The sequence below is a fragment of the Cytobacillus gottheilii genome, assembly GCF_001636345.1.
GTDB lineage: Bacteria > Bacillota > Bacilli > Bacillales > Cytobacillaceae > Cytobacillus > Cytobacillus gottheilii.
Genome location: NZ_KV440945.1, coordinates 2,623,354 through 2,643,668, shown reverse-complemented (window position 1 = coordinate 2,643,668; position 20,315 = coordinate 2,623,354). Strand labels below are relative to the sequence as shown.

22 protein-coding genes are annotated in these 20,315 nt (G+C 32.8%); 17 read left to right on the top strand and 5 right to left on the bottom strand.

All coding sequences use genetic code 11. The annotated features are described in order from the left end of the window. The first annotated feature begins 56 nt into the window (after positions 1 to 56). A complete protein-coding gene (locus tag A6754_RS12800; protein ID WP_066446161.1) occupies positions 57 to 260 on the top strand; it encodes a DUF6440 family protein in 204 nt (67 codons plus the stop codon). A gap of 320 nt (positions 261 to 580) precedes the next feature. Further along, positions 581 to 1,042: a YhfM domain-containing protein gene (locus tag A6754_RS12795; protein ID WP_066446158.1), complete on the top strand. Its 462-nt coding sequence runs from the start codon at positions 581 to 583 to the stop codon at positions 1,040 to 1,042. 421 nt (positions 1,043 to 1,463) lie between these two features. Here A6754_RS12795 and A6754_RS12790 read toward each other — a convergent pair whose 3' ends face one another. Continuing rightward, on the bottom strand, positions 1,464 to 1,907 hold the full coding sequence (locus A6754_RS12790) for a DUF3888 domain-containing protein (RefSeq protein ID WP_180320222.1): 444 nt from the start codon (positions 1,905 to 1,907) through the stop codon (positions 1,464 to 1,466). Positions 1,908 to 2,288: 381 nt separating this feature from the next. On the opposite strand from A6754_RS12790, the gene A6754_RS12785 reads away from it, so the two are divergent. The 3 genes from A6754_RS12785 (at position 2,289) to A6754_RS12775 (ending at position 3,611) form a co-directional block, all read left to right on the top strand. Next, positions 2,289 to 2,570, top strand: a complete 282-nt coding sequence (locus tag A6754_RS12785; RefSeq protein WP_066446152.1) for a hypothetical protein — start codon at positions 2,289 to 2,291, stop codon at positions 2,568 to 2,570. 173 nt (positions 2,571 to 2,743) lie between these two features. Next, positions 2,744 to 3,064, top strand: a complete 321-nt coding sequence (locus tag A6754_RS12780) for a hypothetical protein (protein ID WP_156495791.1) — start codon at positions 2,744 to 2,746, stop codon at positions 3,062 to 3,064. 148 nt (positions 3,065 to 3,212) lie between these two features. Then, positions 3,213 to 3,611 (top strand): VOC family protein, encoded by a 399-nt coding sequence (locus tag A6754_RS12775; RefSeq protein WP_066446150.1) that lies wholly within the window; start codon positions 3,213 to 3,215, stop codon positions 3,609 to 3,611. Positions 3,612 to 4,370: 759 nt separating this feature from the next. Here the strand turns inward: A6754_RS12775 and A6754_RS12770 are convergent. Continuing rightward, positions 4,371 to 4,826, bottom strand: a complete 456-nt coding sequence (locus A6754_RS12770; protein ID WP_066446148.1) for an SRPBCC family protein — start codon at positions 4,824 to 4,826, stop codon at positions 4,371 to 4,373. Positions 4,827 to 4,847: 21 nt separating this feature from the next. After that, a complete protein-coding gene (locus tag A6754_RS12765; protein WP_066446145.1) occupies positions 4,848 to 5,333 on the bottom strand; it encodes an outer membrane protein assembly factor BamD in 486 nt (161 codons plus the stop codon). 535 nt (positions 5,334 to 5,868) lie between these two features. Between A6754_RS12765 and A6754_RS12760 the strand changes: the two genes are divergently transcribed. Together A6754_RS12760 and A6754_RS12755 are read left to right on the top strand one after the other, a co-directional pair. Next, complete coding sequence (locus tag A6754_RS12760; RefSeq protein WP_066446136.1) at positions 5,869 to 6,282, top strand: DUF4275 family protein; 414 nt, start codon at positions 5,869 to 5,871, stop codon at positions 6,280 to 6,282. Between the two features lie 145 nt (positions 6,283 to 6,427). Next, entirely contained in the window at positions 6,428 to 7,375 is a 948-nt protein-coding gene (locus A6754_RS12755) for a hypothetical protein (protein WP_066446128.1), read from the top strand. 332 nt (positions 7,376 to 7,707) lie between these two features. Here A6754_RS12755 and A6754_RS12750 read toward each other — a convergent pair whose 3' ends face one another. Beyond that, positions 7,708 to 8,172, bottom strand: a complete 465-nt coding sequence (locus tag A6754_RS12750) for a YozF family protein (RefSeq protein WP_066446125.1) — start codon at positions 8,170 to 8,172, stop codon at positions 7,708 to 7,710. Between the two features lie 335 nt (positions 8,173 to 8,507). Between A6754_RS12750 and A6754_RS12745 the strand changes: the two genes are divergently transcribed. The 10 genes from A6754_RS12745 (at position 8,508) to A6754_RS12700 (ending at position 18,499) form a co-directional block, all read left to right on the top strand. Then, positions 8,508 to 8,915: a hypothetical protein gene (locus A6754_RS12745; RefSeq protein ID WP_246586635.1), complete on the top strand. Its 408-nt coding sequence runs from the start codon at positions 8,508 to 8,510 to the stop codon at positions 8,913 to 8,915. Between the two features lie 160 nt (positions 8,916 to 9,075). Next, positions 9,076 to 10,581 carry an IS21 family transposase gene (istA, locus tag A6754_RS12740; RefSeq protein WP_066446114.1) on the top strand — a complete coding sequence of 502 codons (1,506 nt, stop codon included), beginning with the start codon at positions 9,076 to 9,078 and terminating at the stop codon, positions 10,579 to 10,581. Continuing rightward, on the top strand, positions 10,578 to 11,297 hold the full coding sequence (gene istB, locus A6754_RS12735) for an IS21-like element helper ATPase IstB (protein ID WP_066446112.1): 720 nt from the start codon (positions 10,578 to 10,580) through the stop codon (positions 11,295 to 11,297). Before istA ends, istB begins: the two co-directional genes overlap by 4 nt. A 322-nt stretch (positions 11,298 to 11,619) precedes the next feature. Further along, on the top strand, positions 11,620 to 12,249 hold the full coding sequence (locus tag A6754_RS12730) for a histidine phosphatase family protein (protein WP_257297622.1): 630 nt from the start codon (positions 11,620 to 11,622) through the stop codon (positions 12,247 to 12,249). A 137-nt stretch (positions 12,250 to 12,386) separates the two neighbouring features. Further along, on the top strand, positions 12,387 to 12,908 hold the full coding sequence (locus A6754_RS12725) for a hypothetical protein (protein ID WP_066446107.1): 522 nt from the start codon (positions 12,387 to 12,389) through the stop codon (positions 12,906 to 12,908). Positions 12,909 to 13,246: 338 nt separating this feature from the next. Further along, entirely contained in the window at positions 13,247 to 13,846 is a 600-nt protein-coding gene (locus tag A6754_RS12720; protein ID WP_082851684.1) for a kinase, read from the top strand. A 718-nt stretch (positions 13,847 to 14,564) separates the two neighbouring features. Next, positions 14,565 to 14,798 carry a hypothetical protein gene (locus tag A6754_RS22800; protein ID WP_156495789.1) on the top strand — a complete coding sequence of 78 codons (234 nt, stop codon included), beginning with the start codon at positions 14,565 to 14,567 and terminating at the stop codon, positions 14,796 to 14,798. 86 nt (positions 14,799 to 14,884) lie between these two features. Next, entirely contained in the window at positions 14,885 to 15,298 is a 414-nt protein-coding gene (locus tag A6754_RS12710) for a hypothetical protein (RefSeq protein ID WP_066446096.1), read from the top strand. A gap of 633 nt (positions 15,299 to 15,931) precedes the next feature. Further along, positions 15,932 to 17,206, top strand: a complete 1,275-nt coding sequence (locus A6754_RS12705) for a helix-turn-helix domain-containing protein (RefSeq protein WP_066446094.1) — start codon at positions 15,932 to 15,934, stop codon at positions 17,204 to 17,206. A 39-nt stretch (positions 17,207 to 17,245) separates the two neighbouring features. Beyond that, positions 17,246 to 18,499 carry an MFS transporter gene (locus A6754_RS12700; protein WP_066446092.1) on the top strand — a complete coding sequence of 418 codons (1,254 nt, stop codon included), beginning with the start codon at positions 17,246 to 17,248 and terminating at the stop codon, positions 18,497 to 18,499. A 1,595-nt stretch (positions 18,500 to 20,094) separates the two neighbouring features. Here the strand turns inward: A6754_RS12700 and A6754_RS12680 are convergent. Beyond that, the coding region (locus A6754_RS12680) for an ATP-binding protein (protein WP_180320221.1) at positions 20,095 to 20,315 on the bottom strand (221 nt) is incomplete at its 5' end.

Genomic DNA, 20,315 nt, shown 5'->3' with positions numbered 1-20,315 from the left:
AAACAGGGAACCTTTTAAATAACATCACGAATAAATTAAATTAGGAGTGAGGTAGCATGTTTCGAGACAAAAGCAAAGAAGAAAAACGATTTGATGAAAAACTAGTCCAAAATTATCAGCACGGACTGATCTACATTTTGGTTGATCGGAAAACAGGTGTTAATTATATGCATGTATGGAATACACAAGGCAGCGGATTAACACCATTATTAGATGAAAACGGAAAAGTCATTGTGGATCCGATTGACGGTTCGGAATAATAGAGTAAAAAAACCCTTTCAGATGTGGAAGGGTTTTGTGCTTTAAGAAGCAGTATTGATCAGTAAAATATTTGAAAAACAAACATCGTGATACAAAACCTGCTTATTAGTTACTAAGATAAATAAATGATATAACATAGTTATGCTTAGCATCTATAAATTTATCTTTTATCTTATACAGGTGCATGGACTATTAGGTATATTGCATAAAGTGTTTTTAGTTTCAAACCCGATTTACGATTTAGCGGTGCGTCTATTAATTTGAATTTTTAGTAACTTAACCGAAGAACAATCGTCTATAGAGGAAAGGAGTGAGCGATTTGAGGAAATATATCTATTTCATTATTTGTATTGGAATTTTTTCAATTATCATTTCAGGTTGTTCCATTAGAGGAACAAATGAAGTTCAGATTAATGTTCAAGATAAATTACAGCATTCAGAAACTAAGTTGAAGGTTCAAAAACGTGTTGGAGAAGAGGCAAATTATGAGGAATTCAAAGAAATCAACAATCAGGCCACTGTTCAAAATGTCAAACATCTACTGGAAAGTATTCACTGGGAAAATGCTGAAGTAAGTATGACACACCCTCCTGATTTCCAAATCAATTTCAGCAGTAACAAGGGAATAGCTGTTATAAATTATGATCTATGGATCAGCCCTAACAATGAACAAATCGAGCTTGTTATACAAGGTGAAGGGAAATATGTTCAGTTAAGTAAGAGTAAATCGGGAAAATTGTTCGAAACCATTTCAGGAGAGAGGTTATCTAACTTTGATTAATTTTTGGTTTTATATGTGTCTTTAACGAGAAGGAGGAGCTAATAGCAATAGCTGGACTGAATATAGACCCCTTCATAAATGATAAAACAATGGGAAGGCTAAGAATTTTTTATGTTTCTAGATAAGTGAAAATAGATATCCTAACTCAACACATTTTTTAAAGCTGTAAAATTATTTTTTTGTAAAACAAGACACATTTATAGAAATGACCAGTTTAATTTTATCAAAAGAGAGATGTTAGAAATTGCTCGATCGATGAATTAACGTAAATTACAGACCAAATGTTTACTGTCTGCCAATTATAGAATGGTTAATCATATTGCAGCTCTCTAATCCTTATAGTGTTAGTTTGTTTAAGTTAATTGTAAACTTCATTAAATAGGCAGTTACAAAAATGAGCTGTTTTCCAACAGCTCAAACTTTACTGATTCTTTTTGTTATCATGATGATGGCTGTATTTAACAACTTTAACCGACACTTCATCAAGCTTCTTTCTCTTACCTTCAATTGAGCCGAAGTACGTTTTAGGATCAATCTGTACGGTCACCGTGTCCAAATTCATAGCTTCATTCTTTAGGTTAGAACTAAATGTACGAATCATCAATTCAAGTTCGTACCAACTTTTTGACACTGATCCCGTATGATCGACAATCAACTCTAGTTTATTGACTCTCTCAAATGTCCAATTCACTCCTTCTTCACATTCTTTATTAACAATTTCTGTGATATAAGGATTAATCATATCAACCAAAAGCTCTTCTGGAGAAGCGTAAATTTCTTTGTTGATCTTGCTGCTAGGATCTTTGTCTGCATGTGCTAGAGAAATAGGGACCGATAGACTCATTAAGATTAAAAAAGTTAACATTAAAAATCTTTTCATATTATTCACCTCAAAGATAGTATTCCACTTGGAGCAATTAAACGCATACCAATTATTAGTTGATAATATAAATAAACCAATCTTTTATGACCGCTTGAAAAGACGTCACAGTTTTTGCTTGATAAAGTGAGACACTTGTTCCAGTTAAGGACTCCTTTTACGGTAGAGCTTATATTATGCTCTTAACGATAAAGCAGCACTGTTGTCTTTGTGTATTTTCGATACTCATTAAAAATGTATATATACTATAACTAGCATATCAACAAAATTGTGCTTGTTATAAAAACGGGTCGGGTTAGTGCAATAAGAAGACTAAAGGGGGAATGGGGAAATATGGTATATTATTTAATAAGGAGGGGTATAAAAATGAACGCTATTAATCGTTGGATTGTTATTATTTTTCTTACTTTCTTTACTTTTTTAATGGTCAACAAAGGATTAGATTTATGGTCTCTTGGAACGAATGTGGATGGTGAAGGCATCGGAATATACCTTTTAGGATTAGAGATAAATGACCGAGTACCAGAAGCGAATATTCGAATATATGCAATTGGTTTCTTTGTTGCAAGTTTGATTACTATGTTGATTGCCTTTGCACTTGTTGGAAAAACTTTTTTAAAGTTAAAAGGTAATACAACAGTAAGTTAATTATTGATAGATATTCAACTATTGGGTGAAAGTGTTGAAGATGGGAGCTGTCATTATCGGCAGCTTTTTCTTTTTATGCTAACGTATGCAGGCTAGAGGAAAAGAATTATATTCTACTAAAATAGGTGGTACAGTTTAATAATATTAATACCTAAATTTAGGAGGTTTTCTATATGCCAATGGAACAAGAAACCATAAGTATGTTAATTAGTGGATTTTTAATTATAATGGGAATTGCAATTGGAATTACAATTTTTTTGTGGGTGAAAAATAAGAGACGGAGTGGGGCATACGCTTGGCTTTTCCTACATTTTTTGTTATCCTCTGTTGCAGTATATTTTTCTTTACAAGCCATTTCGTTTGATTACCTTCATCCTATGGCATCGGAAGAAATATCTCTTCGTTTAGGGGAAACAGCAGTATTTTGGGCTTTAAGTATGATTTGTTTGTTGTTGGGTATATTCAATTTTTCCAAATTAATTAAAAAGGTATAGCTCCTTGTTGAACTAACTGGTGCTTTCCTTAGATAAAATGGAAGCCGTTTTCTTATGATGCTATAAGGGCAGTTTAGTAAAAGAATGGATTTATAATACAAGTTGAACTAATATTTAGAAAATAGGTCCTAAAAGGAGTAGATTGATAATGGAAAAGGTCAGACCATTTTTAATGTTTCAAGATGGCAAAGCAGAAGAAGCAATGAATTTTTACACATCTCTGATTGAGGATTCAGCAATTACAAACATTGTTCGATATGGTGCAAATGAAAGTGGGGATGAAGGAACTGTCATGCAGGCTACTTTCACATTAAAAGGTCAAGAATTTATGTGCATTGACAGTAATGTAAAACATCAGTTTTCCTTCACACCTTCGTTCTCAATATTTGTTACTTGTAATACCGAAGAAGAACTTGACAATATTTATCAGAAACTGAGCGAAGGTGGACAAGCACTTATGCCACTAGGAGATTATGGATTCAGTAAGAAATTCGGCTGGCTAAATGACCGTTTTGGAGTTTCGTGGCAACTAAATCTCCCTAATTAATATGAAAAACTTAATATCCTGTTTATACCAATAATAAAAAGCATAACGGGTGCATATGTTTCAGATCAGCTGCCAAATAAGGCGGCTTTTCTTATGGAACAAACGGAGCAGTTTAAAGCAACGGGTGCATTCAATAACTCCAATATCCCAAAAGAGCCAGATAAACATTATTTTATTCATTAAAGTGTATATGTGGGCTCTTTCTTAATCACCTCTATCTTAAAAAATCAGAACAGTCTATTCAGAATGTCTTGTTTTCTGAGTCCGCTAATTACTATGAAAAGGGAATGTTACTTTCCAGTAAAGTGTCCCAATATTTTAGCAGAAACTGTTTCATTTTTAATGACGGTCACACCTTTCATTTTACCTGAACAGAGAAGGTATCAGTTCCGCTTGTATCGTCCCTTTCGTAGTCATTGACTGCAGCACCCAATAGTGTAAGAACCAAATACTTGCTAATCCAATATTGTATTTCATTTCATCATCCATTACGACCAATTTGTATGGTTCGAATTAGGTGGAGTGTGCTTTTTGTGCTTCATCCTTCATTAATTCTTGGCCATCTTTAGCATTTTTATCACTGATTCGTTTATAACGGTTGGTTTTTTTATCTAAAAAATATCAAAATAAGAGTAGTGCAACAACAAACACGCCTACAAAACTCCATATCAAAACCATTAACTTTTACCACTAATCTACCCTTCTAGTCATAAGATAAAAAACTACTCGACTAACAGCTGATCTTGGACTTTAGGAAGGTTATTCCATACTCTCAGCAATCTTTTTCAATGCTTTTGCCCGAGAAACAATGAATGACGTCATATATTTCTCCAAAAATAACTTGTCGGCTACAACGCCAATTGGACCGAATGGTGATTTATATTGAAATTTATCAATCATTATGGTTCCTCCAGCTTCTTCAATAAACTGATGGGTATGAACGAAGGAATGGAAAGCTCCCGTCACCATAACATCAACAAATGTATGTGGTTTCTCCATTACTGTCACTTTGGCTGTCAACCTTTGTTTAATCCCAAAATGGATGGCTTCCCAGGTAACCGTATCACCTTGTTCTAAAAATCCTTCTGTCACTCCACTAACAGCTCTTTCCCTAGTTTTAGAGGTCGTTTGAGTATGAATATCTACATTTCTTACAAGGTCGAAACATACTTCAACTGGTGCTTTAATAAATTGCTGATGCTCAATTATAGGCATTTTATTTTCTCCTTTTACTAATTAAAAACCCTCAATATCAAAGTTCATTCTGCCGTCACGGTAAATCTGAAATGGGTCATCTCCGCCAATCAATAATCTCCCATTATAAATTGATGCTGTTTCATTCCATTCAAATTCCTGGCCATTATGTTCTGTTTGAAGTTTTATATGATGCCAGAATGAATGGCCATCTTCATATTCGACTTCACCAATCTCAAAGTTTATTAATTGATAACCTTTTTCTTGCGAGATCTCTACTTTTTTTAAATAGAACTCTTTTGCTTCTTCAGCAGATAATGAGAATTCTTCATCTAATTTATAATCATCCGTTCTTCCATCATATTGGAACAAATGTAATTGTTCGAAAGCCTTCTCATAATTGCCATCTATCATTGACTGATAATATTCCTTGATTAAACCTTCTGCTTTTCTTTCTTCAGTGGAATTACACCCTGTAAGGATTAGAATTAATGATAAAAGGAACACAATTTGAATTAATTTGTACATCTATTCACTCTCCTAAAATTCCCAGTTCCACTCTAACTTTAGCACAAAATTTGTAAAAGCACTTTAATTTTTGACGTTACTTTGTATGTGCAGAATGAAGTTATACTTCAAGAAAAATTTTAATGAAAAATAAAATAGATACCATTTCAGAAGTTGGCTTGTTTAGTGGCTATTATTTAATATTTGAATGGGGAATTATTATCACAGAAAAATAGTTTCCAAGAGGTGATTAAGTTCCTGAATATTTAAGTGTATTTTCTTCCTAATAATTCCAACTTTATTAGTAGTATACTATAATATAGCTATCATTATTATACTCCATTGGGTTACTAACATCAGTGTATGCATTAAGGTTAGCTCCTAAAGATTATGCCCAAGCTGCATTTATGTAATCTGACATAATAAATGGATATTGTTCATAGGGGCATTGATCTATAAAGGGCAAATCAGCCAGCAAAATTTAAGAAGACAATTTTTCATTAGAGGTTTATCTGGTTACCAGTAAAGTAAAGGAAGGAAATGGAGGTAACAATAGTTGAATTTAGCCACTAATCTTCGTAAAAAAGGAATTATTGTAACGGAATTTGAGAGCATAGGTAATGATTATAGAAAAGAATGGATCAAATCATTCTTTGAATCTATAAATGAAAAAAGATTATATCGTCACCATTTTTTATGGGAGCTGTTGCATAGTAATAGAATGAATTACCTTGAGGGTAAAGAGGCAAACAAAACTTTTGATAGAGTGAACAAACAATACTGTTATATATTTTTTCAAGAATCCAATGATGTTTTAAAAGTAGAATTTGCTTCAGAAATGAAAGCAAACGATTTTTTAGATCAATATGGTGAATATAGAGACGTGTATGTAGTTGATAAAGGGTTTAATTGGACATACGTTATTCCGCACGAAAAAGGGATTTATGGTCCGTATTTTTATCGGAAATAACTTTATAGGAACAAGTGTGTTGAGACACATAGGATTAGTGTTTTTATGAAGTGGTTTAACTAATCAGGTCAGGTACGTGCAAATAGGGATAAGATGAGAAAGATTAGAACATGATATGACGGAAATTGATAAAGGAAGTGTTTCTATGCTTCAGATGAAGATAATTAAAAAATTTAAAACCTCTTATCAGATTAAATTTTCCAATGACTATCGTTTTTTATGCCATACAATGGGCAGTAAAACAATTATTTATGATACGAATTCTTGGGAAAAAATAAAGGAGCTTAGTAAACCTAATCACCCAGGGTTTATTCACTTTTCCGACAATGATGAATATTTGTATATAAAAAACACAAGCGGTACTTTATATTTGTATGAAACAGTTGGATTTGAATTAATTATGACCATAAAATCAAATGAAAAATATCAACTTGTTGAAGCAGACTTTGCTTTAACCAATACTTCACTCGTTATTCTAGATACATTGAATACAAAAGACGGAAACCAATTGGCATTAATCAACATGGAAAATGGTGACATTAGAGTCTTAACTCAATTTAAAGATTCAATTAATTATGCCTATTACAATCAATTCATCGAGGCTGAAAGAGCCTATTTATTTACTCTTGTATATGAAATTACCGATAAATTCAACGATGAATACATAGTTCGTAAAATTGTAAAAGTGAAAGAACCAATAAAAAATGAAGCGATAGAGGTAATAGAAAACTCTGAGATCTGGGATTGGAATTTTATCCTTTTTAACTCTATTCATAACTCATTTATTGTAGTTGAAAGATATGACATAATTATGCTTGATGCACAATTTAAGGAGATTATTAAGAAAGTTAAGTTGTCAGATAAAGTTTCTCCAGAATTAGGTGTTTTTCAGTATATTCACCTTTCAAATGATGGTCGATTTATTATCCTTACATATAGTAAAAGAGTTATAATCCTGCGCTACGAAGATTTAGAACCAATTGTTGTTGAAGAGATTCAATATGCTTGCTTTGGGGAATTCAGCAGCGATGACCGATTTATTCTGATAGGAACGTGGGATAATGGGTACATTCTTGAAAACACGCTGCGTTAGTTTTTTGAAGAGCTAAAGGTCGCTGTGGTTCTTAATGTGTAATGATTCCGCTTAGGGTGGATGTTATTTTAATTCAATCTGCTAAATTAGGCAGCTATTCCTGTCACAAATACAGTTTAAATGGAGAGTTAGGGCATCATTCCTAGGTTTCTATTTGCGTTCCTTAAAAATATTATGTTCTCTCATCAGAAGGTTTTTCTGGACTCTTTCCCCTAAGACTTCCGGTCATTTCAAGTGGAATTCACCGACGATCTGATCATTTTTTAAATAAAGACAAATAACGAAATATCCACCTAGACAAAAAAAGAGAGGTGTCACCTCTCAATTGTAAGTTACTGTTTGAAAACAAATTGTTCTCTATATTTGCGCTGGTCGTTAGGATTATCGCTTTTCTTTATCCAAGTTACAACAACTTTAAGCTCTGTTGCTTTCGTATATAAAGGAAAGTTTGAATGATGAAATGCTGGAGATAAATTCTTTTCAGGTAAATCATTTTGAATAGTAAACAGTTCAAATTCTATGTTTGTATTAGGATCATCTCTATATGCTTCAACCCTTACCAATTCAATATTATCATTGCCATTATTTTTAATGTCAAGACTGTAAAACTTATATAACTCTGGTTTATCTGAAATACTGGATGTTGGATCTTGACTATCCGCTTTATCTACAACTACTTCCCATTGTTTAGAAGATTCTTTAGCAGGAATTTTATCCAAAGAAGTAGCTAGGCAATTACTTGATACAAAGCCCATCATTAAGAAAGAAAATAATAAACATGAGACAATCTTTTGCAAAACAATCACATCCTTTTTTTACTTAGTTTGCTTTAGGATGTAAAGTCTATACACATTTGTTAAACTTCGTGACGCAATGCAACTCCATAATGAAATGCTTATATCTATACTTAGGGGATAGTTTAGTTGAAGAAAGACCCAATATTAAACAAAAAGGAAGCATGTATAGTCTAGCTTATTATTCGAGAAGCACGATTTCATATCATCACCATCCCATCCAACAAGATAAGGCTGAACAAGCAATCTTTCTATTTTAAGTATAGGGTAACGTTATTAGAATAAAGAATAAATGTTTGGGAAGAGTATGAAGAAAAATATATATGAGGTGGATTTTATTGGTTAAACAATGCTTATGCCTAGTAGGATCATTATTATTTGCATTTACCGTTGTGCACACAGTCAATGCAGAAACTATTCCAGAAGTAGAAAATTCGCATTTCACAACTGAAGATATTGTTTCAGACTTAGTAATGCCAACTATTGATAAAAGAGTGATAAAAGAATATAAAGGCGATGACCTATTTGGCTGGGAATGGCAAAGAATTGTCGGAATAAAGTACAATAACAATCATTCATATGACATTGATGTAAAAATTAATATTCCTTCAAAAGATAATAACGATATAGAAGATTTAGTTAAAGTAAGAGTATCCCCATCCTGTGACAGTGAAAAGATTAATAAGCAGAAATGTAACCACGATTTTAATATCGAAATTATAGACTACAAACATTTATCTCGATAAGGAAGGGTACTGTTTATGGCATTATAAAAATGTAAGGTTCGGCATTTAATTTGTACAGGCCCCGAGGGGGCCTGTACAAATTAAAAAAACCACTTGTCAACATTCCAAAATACACATACACTTCCTGTTGGGACAAACAAGCGCAGGAGGTATTAAGGAGATGTTGGCAGTGGCCGAGATTAAGTATATCAGACACGAGGTTAATAATAAAGATTGCAATTATACAGATGTAGCTAAAAGAATGGGGAAGGATCCTAGAACAGTTAAGAAATATGCGGACATGGAGGACTTTAACGAAAAGGTAAAAAAAGTGCAACAAAGACAAGCACCGGTATTAGGCCCAGTAAAATCTATCCTAGATGATTGGATTATGGAAGACTTGAGGAAGAAAAAGAAGTTCCGAAGAACGGCTAAGAGAATGTGGGAATTGTTAAAAGAACTTCATGAATTCAAAGGCTCTGATCGTAGTGTACGGAATTATGTTTCATTCAAGAAGAAGGAGTTACTGCAGGAGTCACCTCAAGCTGCACTTCCATTAGAATCTATTCCAGGAACAGCACAGGTGGACTTCGGGGAGGCTCCGTTTATATATGCAGGTGAAGAGTTAGTCTTGCCATTTCTAGTGATGTCCTTCCCTTCAAGTAATGGATTTTATTTTCAGGTCTTTCCTTCGCAAAACAAGGAATGTTTCTTAGAAGGAATGAAGAGAGTGTTTCATCATATGGGAGGAGTACCAAAAACCATACGTTTTGATAACCTATCCCCTGCCGTAAAGAAGATCTTGCCGAATGGAGAACGGCAATTAACGGATGAGTTCCAAAATTTCGTACTGCATTATGGGTTTGAGTGCGAGTTTTGTAATCCCAACAGTGGCAATGAAAAAGGACACGTTGAATCCATGGTAAAGTATGTGAGAAATAACTTTCTCCTTCCTAGTCTTTCTATTATTGAGCTCGATGAGCTAAATATGAAGTTATGGGAAAAAGCTGAGAGTGACAGAAATCGAAAGCATTACCAAAAAGAAAGCTTAATATCTGACCTATTTGAAGAAGATAAAGCAGCCTTTCTACTTTTACCTTCTAAAGAATACAATTGTGTTAGATATGAAACGTTGAAAGCTGATAAATATGGTTATATTAAACTGGACTTGAACCTGTACTCCACTTCACCAAGATATGCACAAAGCAAGGTATTAGTAAAGATATCCTACAATACCGTTGAGATCTTAAATGATGATCATCAATTAGTAGTGAGTCATTCTCGACTGTACGGGCAATACCGCAAGTCGATGAAATGGCAGCCTTATTTAAATTTAATGGCCAAACGCCCTATGGCACTAAAGTATACCAGTTTTTATGATCAACTACCTGAGGAATGGAAGGTGTATTTTGAGTGCTGCACGGTATCTGAAAAACCGGAAGCATTGCGATTATTATCGACTATATTAAAAGATTACGATTTCACCATAATAACGAAAGCTCTTGTCACCGCTTCAGAGAAAGGACATCCCTCTGTCGAGGCAATTAAACAAGTATTCTACCAACTTATTAATGGACGTGGAGTACGTAGTGAGATAAAGCCGACAATCCCGTTACCTGAATTACCTAAAGCTACAAGAGGACTTGATCTTTATGACCAGCTCCATAAAGGAGTGACAAAACATTGAACCAGCAGATTCAGTCCTATGCGAAACGATTAAAACTCAGTTGGATTAGGGAACATTACCACGAGGTAGAAGCAACAACTAATGAAAACTTTTTACTAAAGCTTTTTGAGGAGGAAATCCAACAAAGGGAGGAGCGAAAAGCCAATTTATTACTTACTCAGGCTACCCTCCCTAAAGTTAAAGGAAAGCCATTTGATTGGACAGAAGTACAATTGCCTGGAGGACTAACAAAGGATTCTCTATTGAATGGAGAATTTATGGACCAACAAGAGAATGCCATCTTCTATGGTGGAGTAGGGGCAGGGAAAACATATCTAGCCACACTGATTGGGTTAAATGCCATACAGAAGTATGGCAAATCAGTAAAGTTCTACACAGTGGCAGGATTGGTCAACCGTCTTCTTGATGCCAATGAAAAGGGTACGTTAAGCAAACTGTTTAAGCAGATTGAAAAACTAGATTGCTTGATACTTGATGAATTGGGCTATATTCCCCTACATAAACAGGGAGGAGAATTACTATTTCAAGTCATTTCGATGTGTTATGAGGCAAAGAGTATCATCATAACAACTAATCTTCAGTTCGGTCAATGGAATCATGTCTTTGGCGATCCTATATTGACAGAGGCAGTTATTGACCGACTCATTCACCATTCGCATCTTGTAGTGTTTAATGGTGATAGTCATCGCTACAGAGAATCTATTTTACAAAATTAGTAAACGAGTTCGTTGACAAGTGGATACATTTTTAATTGCCGTTTTATGCATTTTTTAGTTGCCAAATACAGAAGGGTACTAATATTAAAGTTCCAGAGCTGCCACTAAGGCAGCTTGTTTAGTTTTATTTTACTAAAGGGTCAGAATAGTGGGGGAGGAATAATAAGTATAAGCGGGAATAAATTAAGAAGTATATGTTTTACATTAAATCAAAGGTTACTCACTGTAATATAATTCTTAACTACCATAGCTGATTGTTTCTCTACTTATTAATCTGCAGGAATAATGTTAAGAGACCGCTATATATGAGGAGGATAATAAATTGGAGTTAGTTTTTATTAGGCACGAACAGGGTGAACATACTCTGAATCTACCTTATAGTATATATACAACTGATCCTTCTTTAACAAAAGAAGGTATAATTCAGGCGCGAGAGCTTAGAAGTCAATTTCCAATTTCAGAAGATGACATTGTAATAATCAGCCCTATAAGAAGGGCGTTACAAACAGCAATGATATGGACAGAAGGAATAAGTCCTACAAAATTGGTAAGCCGACTAATCTCCCCAAGAATATTTCCTCTAAAACAAGATTCAAAAACACTTCCATGTTATCATCTATTAACAAGAGAAAAGATAAGAAAGGATTTTCCTGATTTTATCCTTGATAAAGAATCGTCACTTAATTTATGGATATATGGAATAAATATTATTCCAGAAAATGAGTTTATTTTGTTAGCAAAACATTTTCTAGAATGGTGTAAAAAACAAGATAAGAAGAGGATTTATCTTGTATCTCATGATGGACAATCACTTCTTACAAACAATATATTTTGGGTAAAAAATTGTCTAGAGATGATTTTCCGAAAGAAACAGGATGGTTTATACGTAATTACTAACCTAGATATAAGTAATAATGATTTCATTTCGGAAAAAATAATTAATAACAATTAGAATAAGAATTGCGTTTCATTAACCAATGACAAAAATAATGGTCTTTAACAAGGGAAGTTATTACTATGCTAAAAATATTAAAAGTATTAGATCTTATGGTTAAATAGTCCAATCTATAAATGAAGAGGGGGATTGTTTTGAAGAGATATCTAAAAATCTCAACTATAATTATGTTTTTAATTTTAATAGGATGCGAACCATTAGCGAAAGAAACGATGGACTTTTATGAAAGTACAGGGAGTATTGATCTGTCAAGTGAAGATATCAATTCTATTTCAATAAATTCATCTGAGAAGGATGTAATCAACAATTTCGGAAAATCAAATGAAGTCGAAGAAATAGACAATCCAAAGTCAAAATATTTAAGTTACGATGGTGTGGAGTTTGGATTTGTAGATGACAAGGTTATTCGATTATTCATTAAAAGAACACACGAAAACTCTAAAATATATGAAACTTATAAAGAAATTAAAATTGGAGATAAAAAAGAAAAGGTAATGAAAGAATACGGTGATCAGTATTATGAAAGGGTTGAAAGTGGCATAGATACGGTTGGATATTTTGATAAAGATAATAGGATAAATATAGAGTTTGGGATTAATGAAGATAAAGTGATAGCTATTATTATTCAGCAAATTGGTTGGAAGGAAGATAATTAAGCTATAACGGAGGAATTCCAGATAAACTGCCTAACTTGACAGGTTCTTTAAAATTCCATAATAGGGGCATGTTAGCTTAGGAAGGAAAATACGATTAGAATAAAGAATTTACAGGAATTAGTGACAAGCTAGCAATATATATTAAAGGGGGAAAAAATGAAGCGTGTTTTTTAGGTATATTGCTAATCATGGTAATCCTTTTAGGAATGTATTTTTTGACTACCAATGCTTAGCTGCTTCTTTAAGTAAAGGGAGACCAGTCCTCTAATAAGTGAAATCTTGCTTATGATAGAAACGGGGCGCTATAGTGCAATTGGCATATTAAAATTTGGGTGGGAATGAGCTTGGAAGATAAAATAACAAATTTATTTAAAAGAATTCCAAAAGTTGAACAAGGTCAAAGGGTTGTTCTAGGAATAGATGGATTAAGTCGTTCTGGTAAAACAACAATAGTAAGAAACATCGAACAGCATATTCAAGATAAAAACATGTTGGCTTGTGTTTTGCATTTAGACGATTACATTGTAGAGAGAAAAAAACGTTATAACACCGGTTATGAAGAGTGGCATGAGTATTACAATTTGCAATGGGATGTAGAATGGCTGAAAGAGAAGTTATTCAAAAAACTTAAAGTAGCTAATGAACTACAATTATTGACTTATGACAATAGTTGTGATTTGCAAAAATTACATACAGTTAAAATACCTGATACTTGTCTAATTATAATCGAAGGAGTTTTTTTACAAAGAAAAGAGTGGAAAAACTATTTCGATTTTATGATTTATCTGAATTGTTCAAGAGAAGAGAGGTTCAATCGTGAAAATGTCGATACACAAAATAAAATTGAGAAGTTTCAAAAGAGATACTGGAAAGCTGAAGATTATTATATGGAAACAGTTTCGCCAATCGAAAAAGCTGATTTAGTTATCAAGAATTAAAAAATTTAGAATGAATAAATGCTTTTGAAGACTTACATTGAATTTGAGTAATCAAAGGAAATAGAGTTTCCGTTAATTTAAATATAATTAAAGTTTAACAGAGACAGGATTACTGACTTTGAAAAAAATCTCTCCTTCAAAATTTAAATTCCTGTTATTTCCATAACAATCCTTTACTTTTTAAAAAACCTTATGTTAAAATTATAATAATATTCTGATTTTTATTTTTGCGGAGGGTGATGTATTGAACTTCAAATACATATTTGTTTTCCTTGCAGTATTTGTCCTAAATTATATTATCACCACAAAGGTTTTAAATTATTTCTTTTTTGCACCAACCGCAATATTTAACATTATAATATCGATAGCAATTTTTATTATTTTATTAGTATTAACGAAAATAACTGTTGATAAAATATTTGAGTGAATTTTGAAACAACTTTATTTCGTGTATTACTGAATATTTAAAGTACCTTTGAATGTATCAGATTCAAAGACACTTGGATCAATTCCTGGAAACGCACCAGTTTCTTAGGGTGATTAAACCGATACATTTCCCCGATTTCAGAAATAGTCGCTCCCCGATTTTTTATCTATTCCGAAAATGGATTGTTTGCCCACTCTAGGTGAACTGCTTCTACAGATCTCATTTATTTTCTTTATGATGGTCTTTTTTCCTGCTTTTAAAACGTCTTATGACCTAGGAAATGTTTGAAGAGTGAGCAATGACATATCAGAGTATAATTCACCAAAAACCCCTTCATTCAAGTTGAAGCATGTTGCACGTGCACCGGACTATAGAGGAACGGAGTTTTGCAACCCACTTGTTATTTTGAAAATACCAAGCAGAGATTCAAATGTTTCTATATTGGATCAATCAATAAAAGCTGGAACAAAACATGAAAAAGTGATCATAGGGTTGGAACTTACCGGGCACTATTGGATTACCTAATAATGAACATTATTTTTAGATTCTTTTAATATAAATAAATATTTACTCATTTATCTGTATAATAATTTATAAAGGGAGGGAAAGTGGTGAAGAGAAATAAGTTAATATTTTTGATCATAGCTTTTATAATCTTTGTTTTTTTTGCATATGATTTTTTAAAAGGTAGGCATATAAGTGAACAATATTTATATGAGGGGAAAAGTGAAAATTGGAAAGTTTCATCTACTTTTACTAGTAAAGGCCATGTGAATTACCAAAGTAAAATAATAATAGAATACATCGGTAAAGATAACAGCATAATTGAAGTTAATTCCTGGTCATTAGAAGGAACAGGTTATGGTGTTGGTGGAGGAGAGCAAACCTTAAAAGATAATAAAATAATTAAAACTAGTGACTACGAAGACTTCCAATTTAAACAGTCAGATCAACAATCTTTTTCAATCGAATGGTTAGATGAAGATGAGGAATTTAAGTTATATCAAAAGGTTAATAATAATTAAGAATAATTTTCTCCTGAAAATTGTTCTTTTTTTTGTCTAAATTGGTTATTTAAACTGATAATTAGTATCAACTCTCATTAGATTGCTACAAGGAATCTAGGTAATCATAGTAAACATTTTTGAAAGAAGTAAATTCTTTTATTCTAATTCCATCACTGAAGAATATAAAAAATACTTAAGCATGGAAACTTATAGTCATGTGTGTAGGTTAAACCCGATTATATGACTGAAGATATAAATAATGTTGTTTTTTTATGATAAATTGAAAATAGTTATACTTTAAATTTTTTATTAATGCGTTCTAAAATAAATATGCTTTTGTTATTAAAGGGGGAGGTAGATTAATAATGAATAAAGCTGTTGTTAATCTTATAGTTAACATACGTGTGAGTAATTACAAGGTAGGTAAACTTATTATTAGTAAATTTAACATTAATGTTTATGGTTAAATAAATCAATGAACCATTTTGTAAAAGTTTGTGCCGTTGATGAATTCGAACTATCGATCAATATAATGGCTTATTCTAGTTGTGTAAGTGCTGTGAAATTCGGGTTATGATCTAAAATAATACTTACCATATACACAATATATGTTAAAGAAAATTTGTTAAAATTAGGGGAGAGGTGAAAAGAATGACAGAGAATGAAGGAAAGAACTGGGGGCGGATGATAAAATATCATCGTCAGCAACAAGGTTTAAGACAGGATGATGTATCTTTAGGCATTTGTACACCTTCTTATTTGAGTCGTATTGAAAATGGTGTGGTGATTGCCGAACAAACCGTATACGAAATGCTGTTAGCACGTCTAGGGATTGACTTAGGCATAGAGGTAGCCAATATAGAATTGAAACATTCTTTTCTTGAAGCATTATATGCAAAACTATTATCGAATGAAAATCTGACACAAAACGAATTAGCAACGTTGGAGTCTTATCAAACGGAGGTTTTTCAACAAGAAATCGATTTGCTGGCCAGTTTGGTCTATAGTCGTTTTTTGTCATCCATCAATGCCTTAACTGTAGCTAGGGAGCTGCTGATGAGAATTGAACCTTTCGTCATCTGGCATCAAGATCGGGTAACACAAATGTATATTGCGACTACGACGGATGTTCATTTATCTTTCTTTGAGTTCGATGAGATTATCTTTCGAGAAGAGCAACAGCATGTCAGTAATTATATGATTACTGCCAATCGTTTTGAGCAAGCGAATTATCTTTACCATTTAGCTTTTGCTCACCACCGCTATTATTCATTCCAGCAAGCTCTATATTATATCAATCGTGCGGATGAAGCGTTCTCGCATTATTACAAACCTTTATTTCAGTTGAAGCTTTATTCAATGAAAGGCGTTATTTTGAATGATTTACATAGGTTTCGAGAGGCACTGTTGGAATTTGAAGCAGGTCTGGATTTATTAAAAAACGTTTCATCTATACAATCTCCAAGGCAATGGAGTTCTCTTTACAACAACCTTGCCTATAGTTATGAATGCCAAGGTTTATTCAAGAAATCGATGTCTTATTATGAGCAAGCAAATGGCTTTGAGGAGGATTTACATATTGTAATAAATTGGATGAGAGCCTCATATCAACAGGGTGACAAAGATATATTGAATAAGCTATTTACCCATTATCCAAAGGAACGATTTAATGTATGGCATCATAAATATCAACTAGATTTGCTCAAGTATGTAAGTGATCGAGATTTTTCGCTAAATAAGGTAAAAGACATAGAAGAGCTTGTTTTCCCTTATTTCTTTGAGCAAGAGTATTATTCACTGATATTGTACTATGCACCTTTATGGGCATCGATTTATGAAGGACTCAACGCTTATAAGCGAGCAAGTATTTGCTTCAAATACGCATTTATTGCAAGTGAAAAAGTGCGTCAGCGTATGAGTAGCTAAAAAGGAGTTGAAAGAACCTTAATAGAAAAGAGGAATAATATGAAGGATATTTGGAGGGATTGGAAGAATCCATCAATATTATTATTATCCATCGGTTTTTCAAGTATAGGTGACTTTCTTTATTTAGTTGCAATTAATATTATAGTTTATCAGTTAACTGGGTCGGCAGCTGCAGTTGCAGCGCTATGGATTGTAGGACCACTGACTAATATTGTTACAAAGTTCTGGACTGGAAGTTTTATTGACTATCGAAGCAAGAGAAAATTAATGATTGTAACGCATCTAGTTAGAGCTGCCTTCATCTGCTTAATCCCGGTGGCAACAAACATGGTAGTTATTTATGGAATATTAGTTGTCTTGAGTGTGGCAAAAGCATTTTTTAATCCATCTTCTATAACCTATATTACTATTCTCATTCCAATAGAAAAAAGAAAGCGTTTTAACTCTATTCAATCTTTTGCTAGTTCAGGAGCATTTATTATTGGACCTGCTATCGGGGGTTCGTTTATTTTATTAACTTCTGTTGAAGCAACATTGTGGCTAAATGCTTTCTTTTTCCTGATTTCAGCAATTTTACTATTTTTTTTACCTGAAAAAGAAAATTTTGATAAAGAAACGATTCCAACATTGACTATTGGACAAGTGATTCATGACTTTACGATTGTTCAAAAATTCATGGTAAACAATAAATATGTATCTTTTATTTATATGGGTTTTATTATAATTATGGTTTTTTCCTTTACTATGGATGCACAAGAAGTTGTTTTTACTCAACGAGTAGTAGGTCTTTCTGAATTTGATTATAGCTTATTAATTAGTATAACTGGTATTGGTTCTGTTGTAGGAGCTTTATTATTATCGGTTTTCTCTAATAAATTTGCACTTCGATTTATGATAGCTATTGGATTAATCATGATGACAATTGGCTATGTAATCTATGCGTTCTCATGGTCATTTACCTCTATAGTTGCTGGTTTTGTTACAATAGGTTTCTTTAATGTGTTTTTAAATGCAGGAATTGTGACTTTCTATCAAAACAATGTTCCTGTTAATGTAATGGGGAGAGTAACAAGCATTTACCAGCTAATCCAAAGTGCTATCCAAGTAGTATTTATTTTAGTTTTTGGAGTAATAGCAGACATTGTTTCTCTAAGACTTACAACAGTCACTTTGGCCCTAGTCATGTTGCTTTTCTCTTTTATTTTTTCTGTTTCAGTATTAAAGTCCAATAATAAGAGTTTTTATAGGGAAGATAATAACGTTAAAGGAGAATTACATTTAGAAGAGAAATAAATTATGTTAAGTATAATACTGAATATAGAAACTTAAGGGGGAGGGCAAACCGGTATCGAAACGCTAATTGATAATAGACACATTTCCTTATTTTCAAAAGGTAGCATGCGATGCAGGTTATTTACCTATTTTGGTTACAGTTACTTAAAGCAATATTTCAGAAGTACATGCCTGTTTATGTCATGCTGGTTAACTTGAAGAGGAACTTTGTTGCCTTAAATATAAAATTTTTAAATAAATTCACTTAAATAATCTGGCGCTTAACTTTAAGGTTAGTTGCCCATTGAACATGTTCTATTTGTGACAATGGGATTATTTACCTCTTTAATAAAAGCCTAAATCGGATAATAATTATTTTACGATAGACTTTAATTTTAGGGGACAAGGATAATAAGATGGGAATAATTATTTTTTCAATTTTTTTAATAATGGTAGGTGTATTTTGTATATGGATGGCGATTTTTAGCAAGAAAAAGGACTTGAAGGAGTTTGCATCAGATATACCAACAGATCTAAGTGATTTTTTCATACTAATAATTTATAAGCTATTTCCCCCTATAATAAGGAGGATCTTCTTATTCTTAGCAGGAATAGGGGTTATCGCTTTGGCTATTTTTATTTTATTCACTTAAAATCTTTTAAAACTATAAGGTATTTATGTTTCAGTTGCGGAACCAAGTCAACTTTTCGGATCTATCCAGATAGTGATAGAAGACAATCAACAAAGTTACTTAATATAAAAGATATAATAAAGTTTAATTATAAAGGAGCTTAAAGAGCTTGCTAGAAGAATTTCTTGCCTCACTAATACCAAATGGCAGTACCTCTTTGGATACAAAAAAAATTGACCGAAATATTGAAATGTTAAAGAATTATTCTTGGTTTAAGGATATTTATGATGATGAAAGATATCATAGGTTATTCTTTGTAAATTGAAAGGTTAGAATGTATTTACAAAATACCTATCGTGTTAAGAAAATAATCAAGAACGAAGATTTCAAAATGAAATTTATAAAGTTTTTGAATGAACAATTATAACAAGTCATACTTACTCTTCTTTATGGAAAGAGTGCTAATACTCACGATCAGCTGCCTATATAGTCGGCTTTCTTATGTAACAAGTGGGCAACATTCATGTCATAAGCGAAACTGTGCTTACACCAGAAAATGGGCAGGGTAGTAGAAAATAGATGTGTTAATTAAATCCATTCTAGGTGATTTATGAATACAGCCAAGAGATTTTACCACCCTCGCCATCTTTTTTACCACTCTCCGCCAAGGAATTTACCACTCTCCGCCACATGTTTACCAATGGATAAAAAAGCCCTACAGATTAACATTCTAGTAATCTGATAGGGCTTTTATTATTAATTAACTATTTAGATTGGTTACTGAAGTAATCGAAGATTATCATTCTAGTCCCTTCAAATATATCTTCCTCAGTCCAGCTATAAGGAATAGGTTCCTCGACGTATACCTCTAAAAGCATTTCATTTAGTTCCTTTGGGAAAGGAATCCAGGTTTTGTAACCCACCCAATAATAGTATTCTTCAATCTTCTGAATCTCCCTAGTGGTTTATGTGGCCATATTAAGGTTACCTGCCTAACCCATGACGCTCACGCATAGAAACTTCTCCATCTAGTAGAATTTGATAGGAGTCATGAATAATACGATCTAAGATTGCTTCCGCAATCGTTTCATTTCCTAGCTTTAAATGCCATCCACTAGGATCAATCTGTGAACAGAATATAGTGGAGCCAACCTTATGACGAGCTTCTGTAATTTCCAAGAGGATTGCTGCTTCATCCGTTGTTA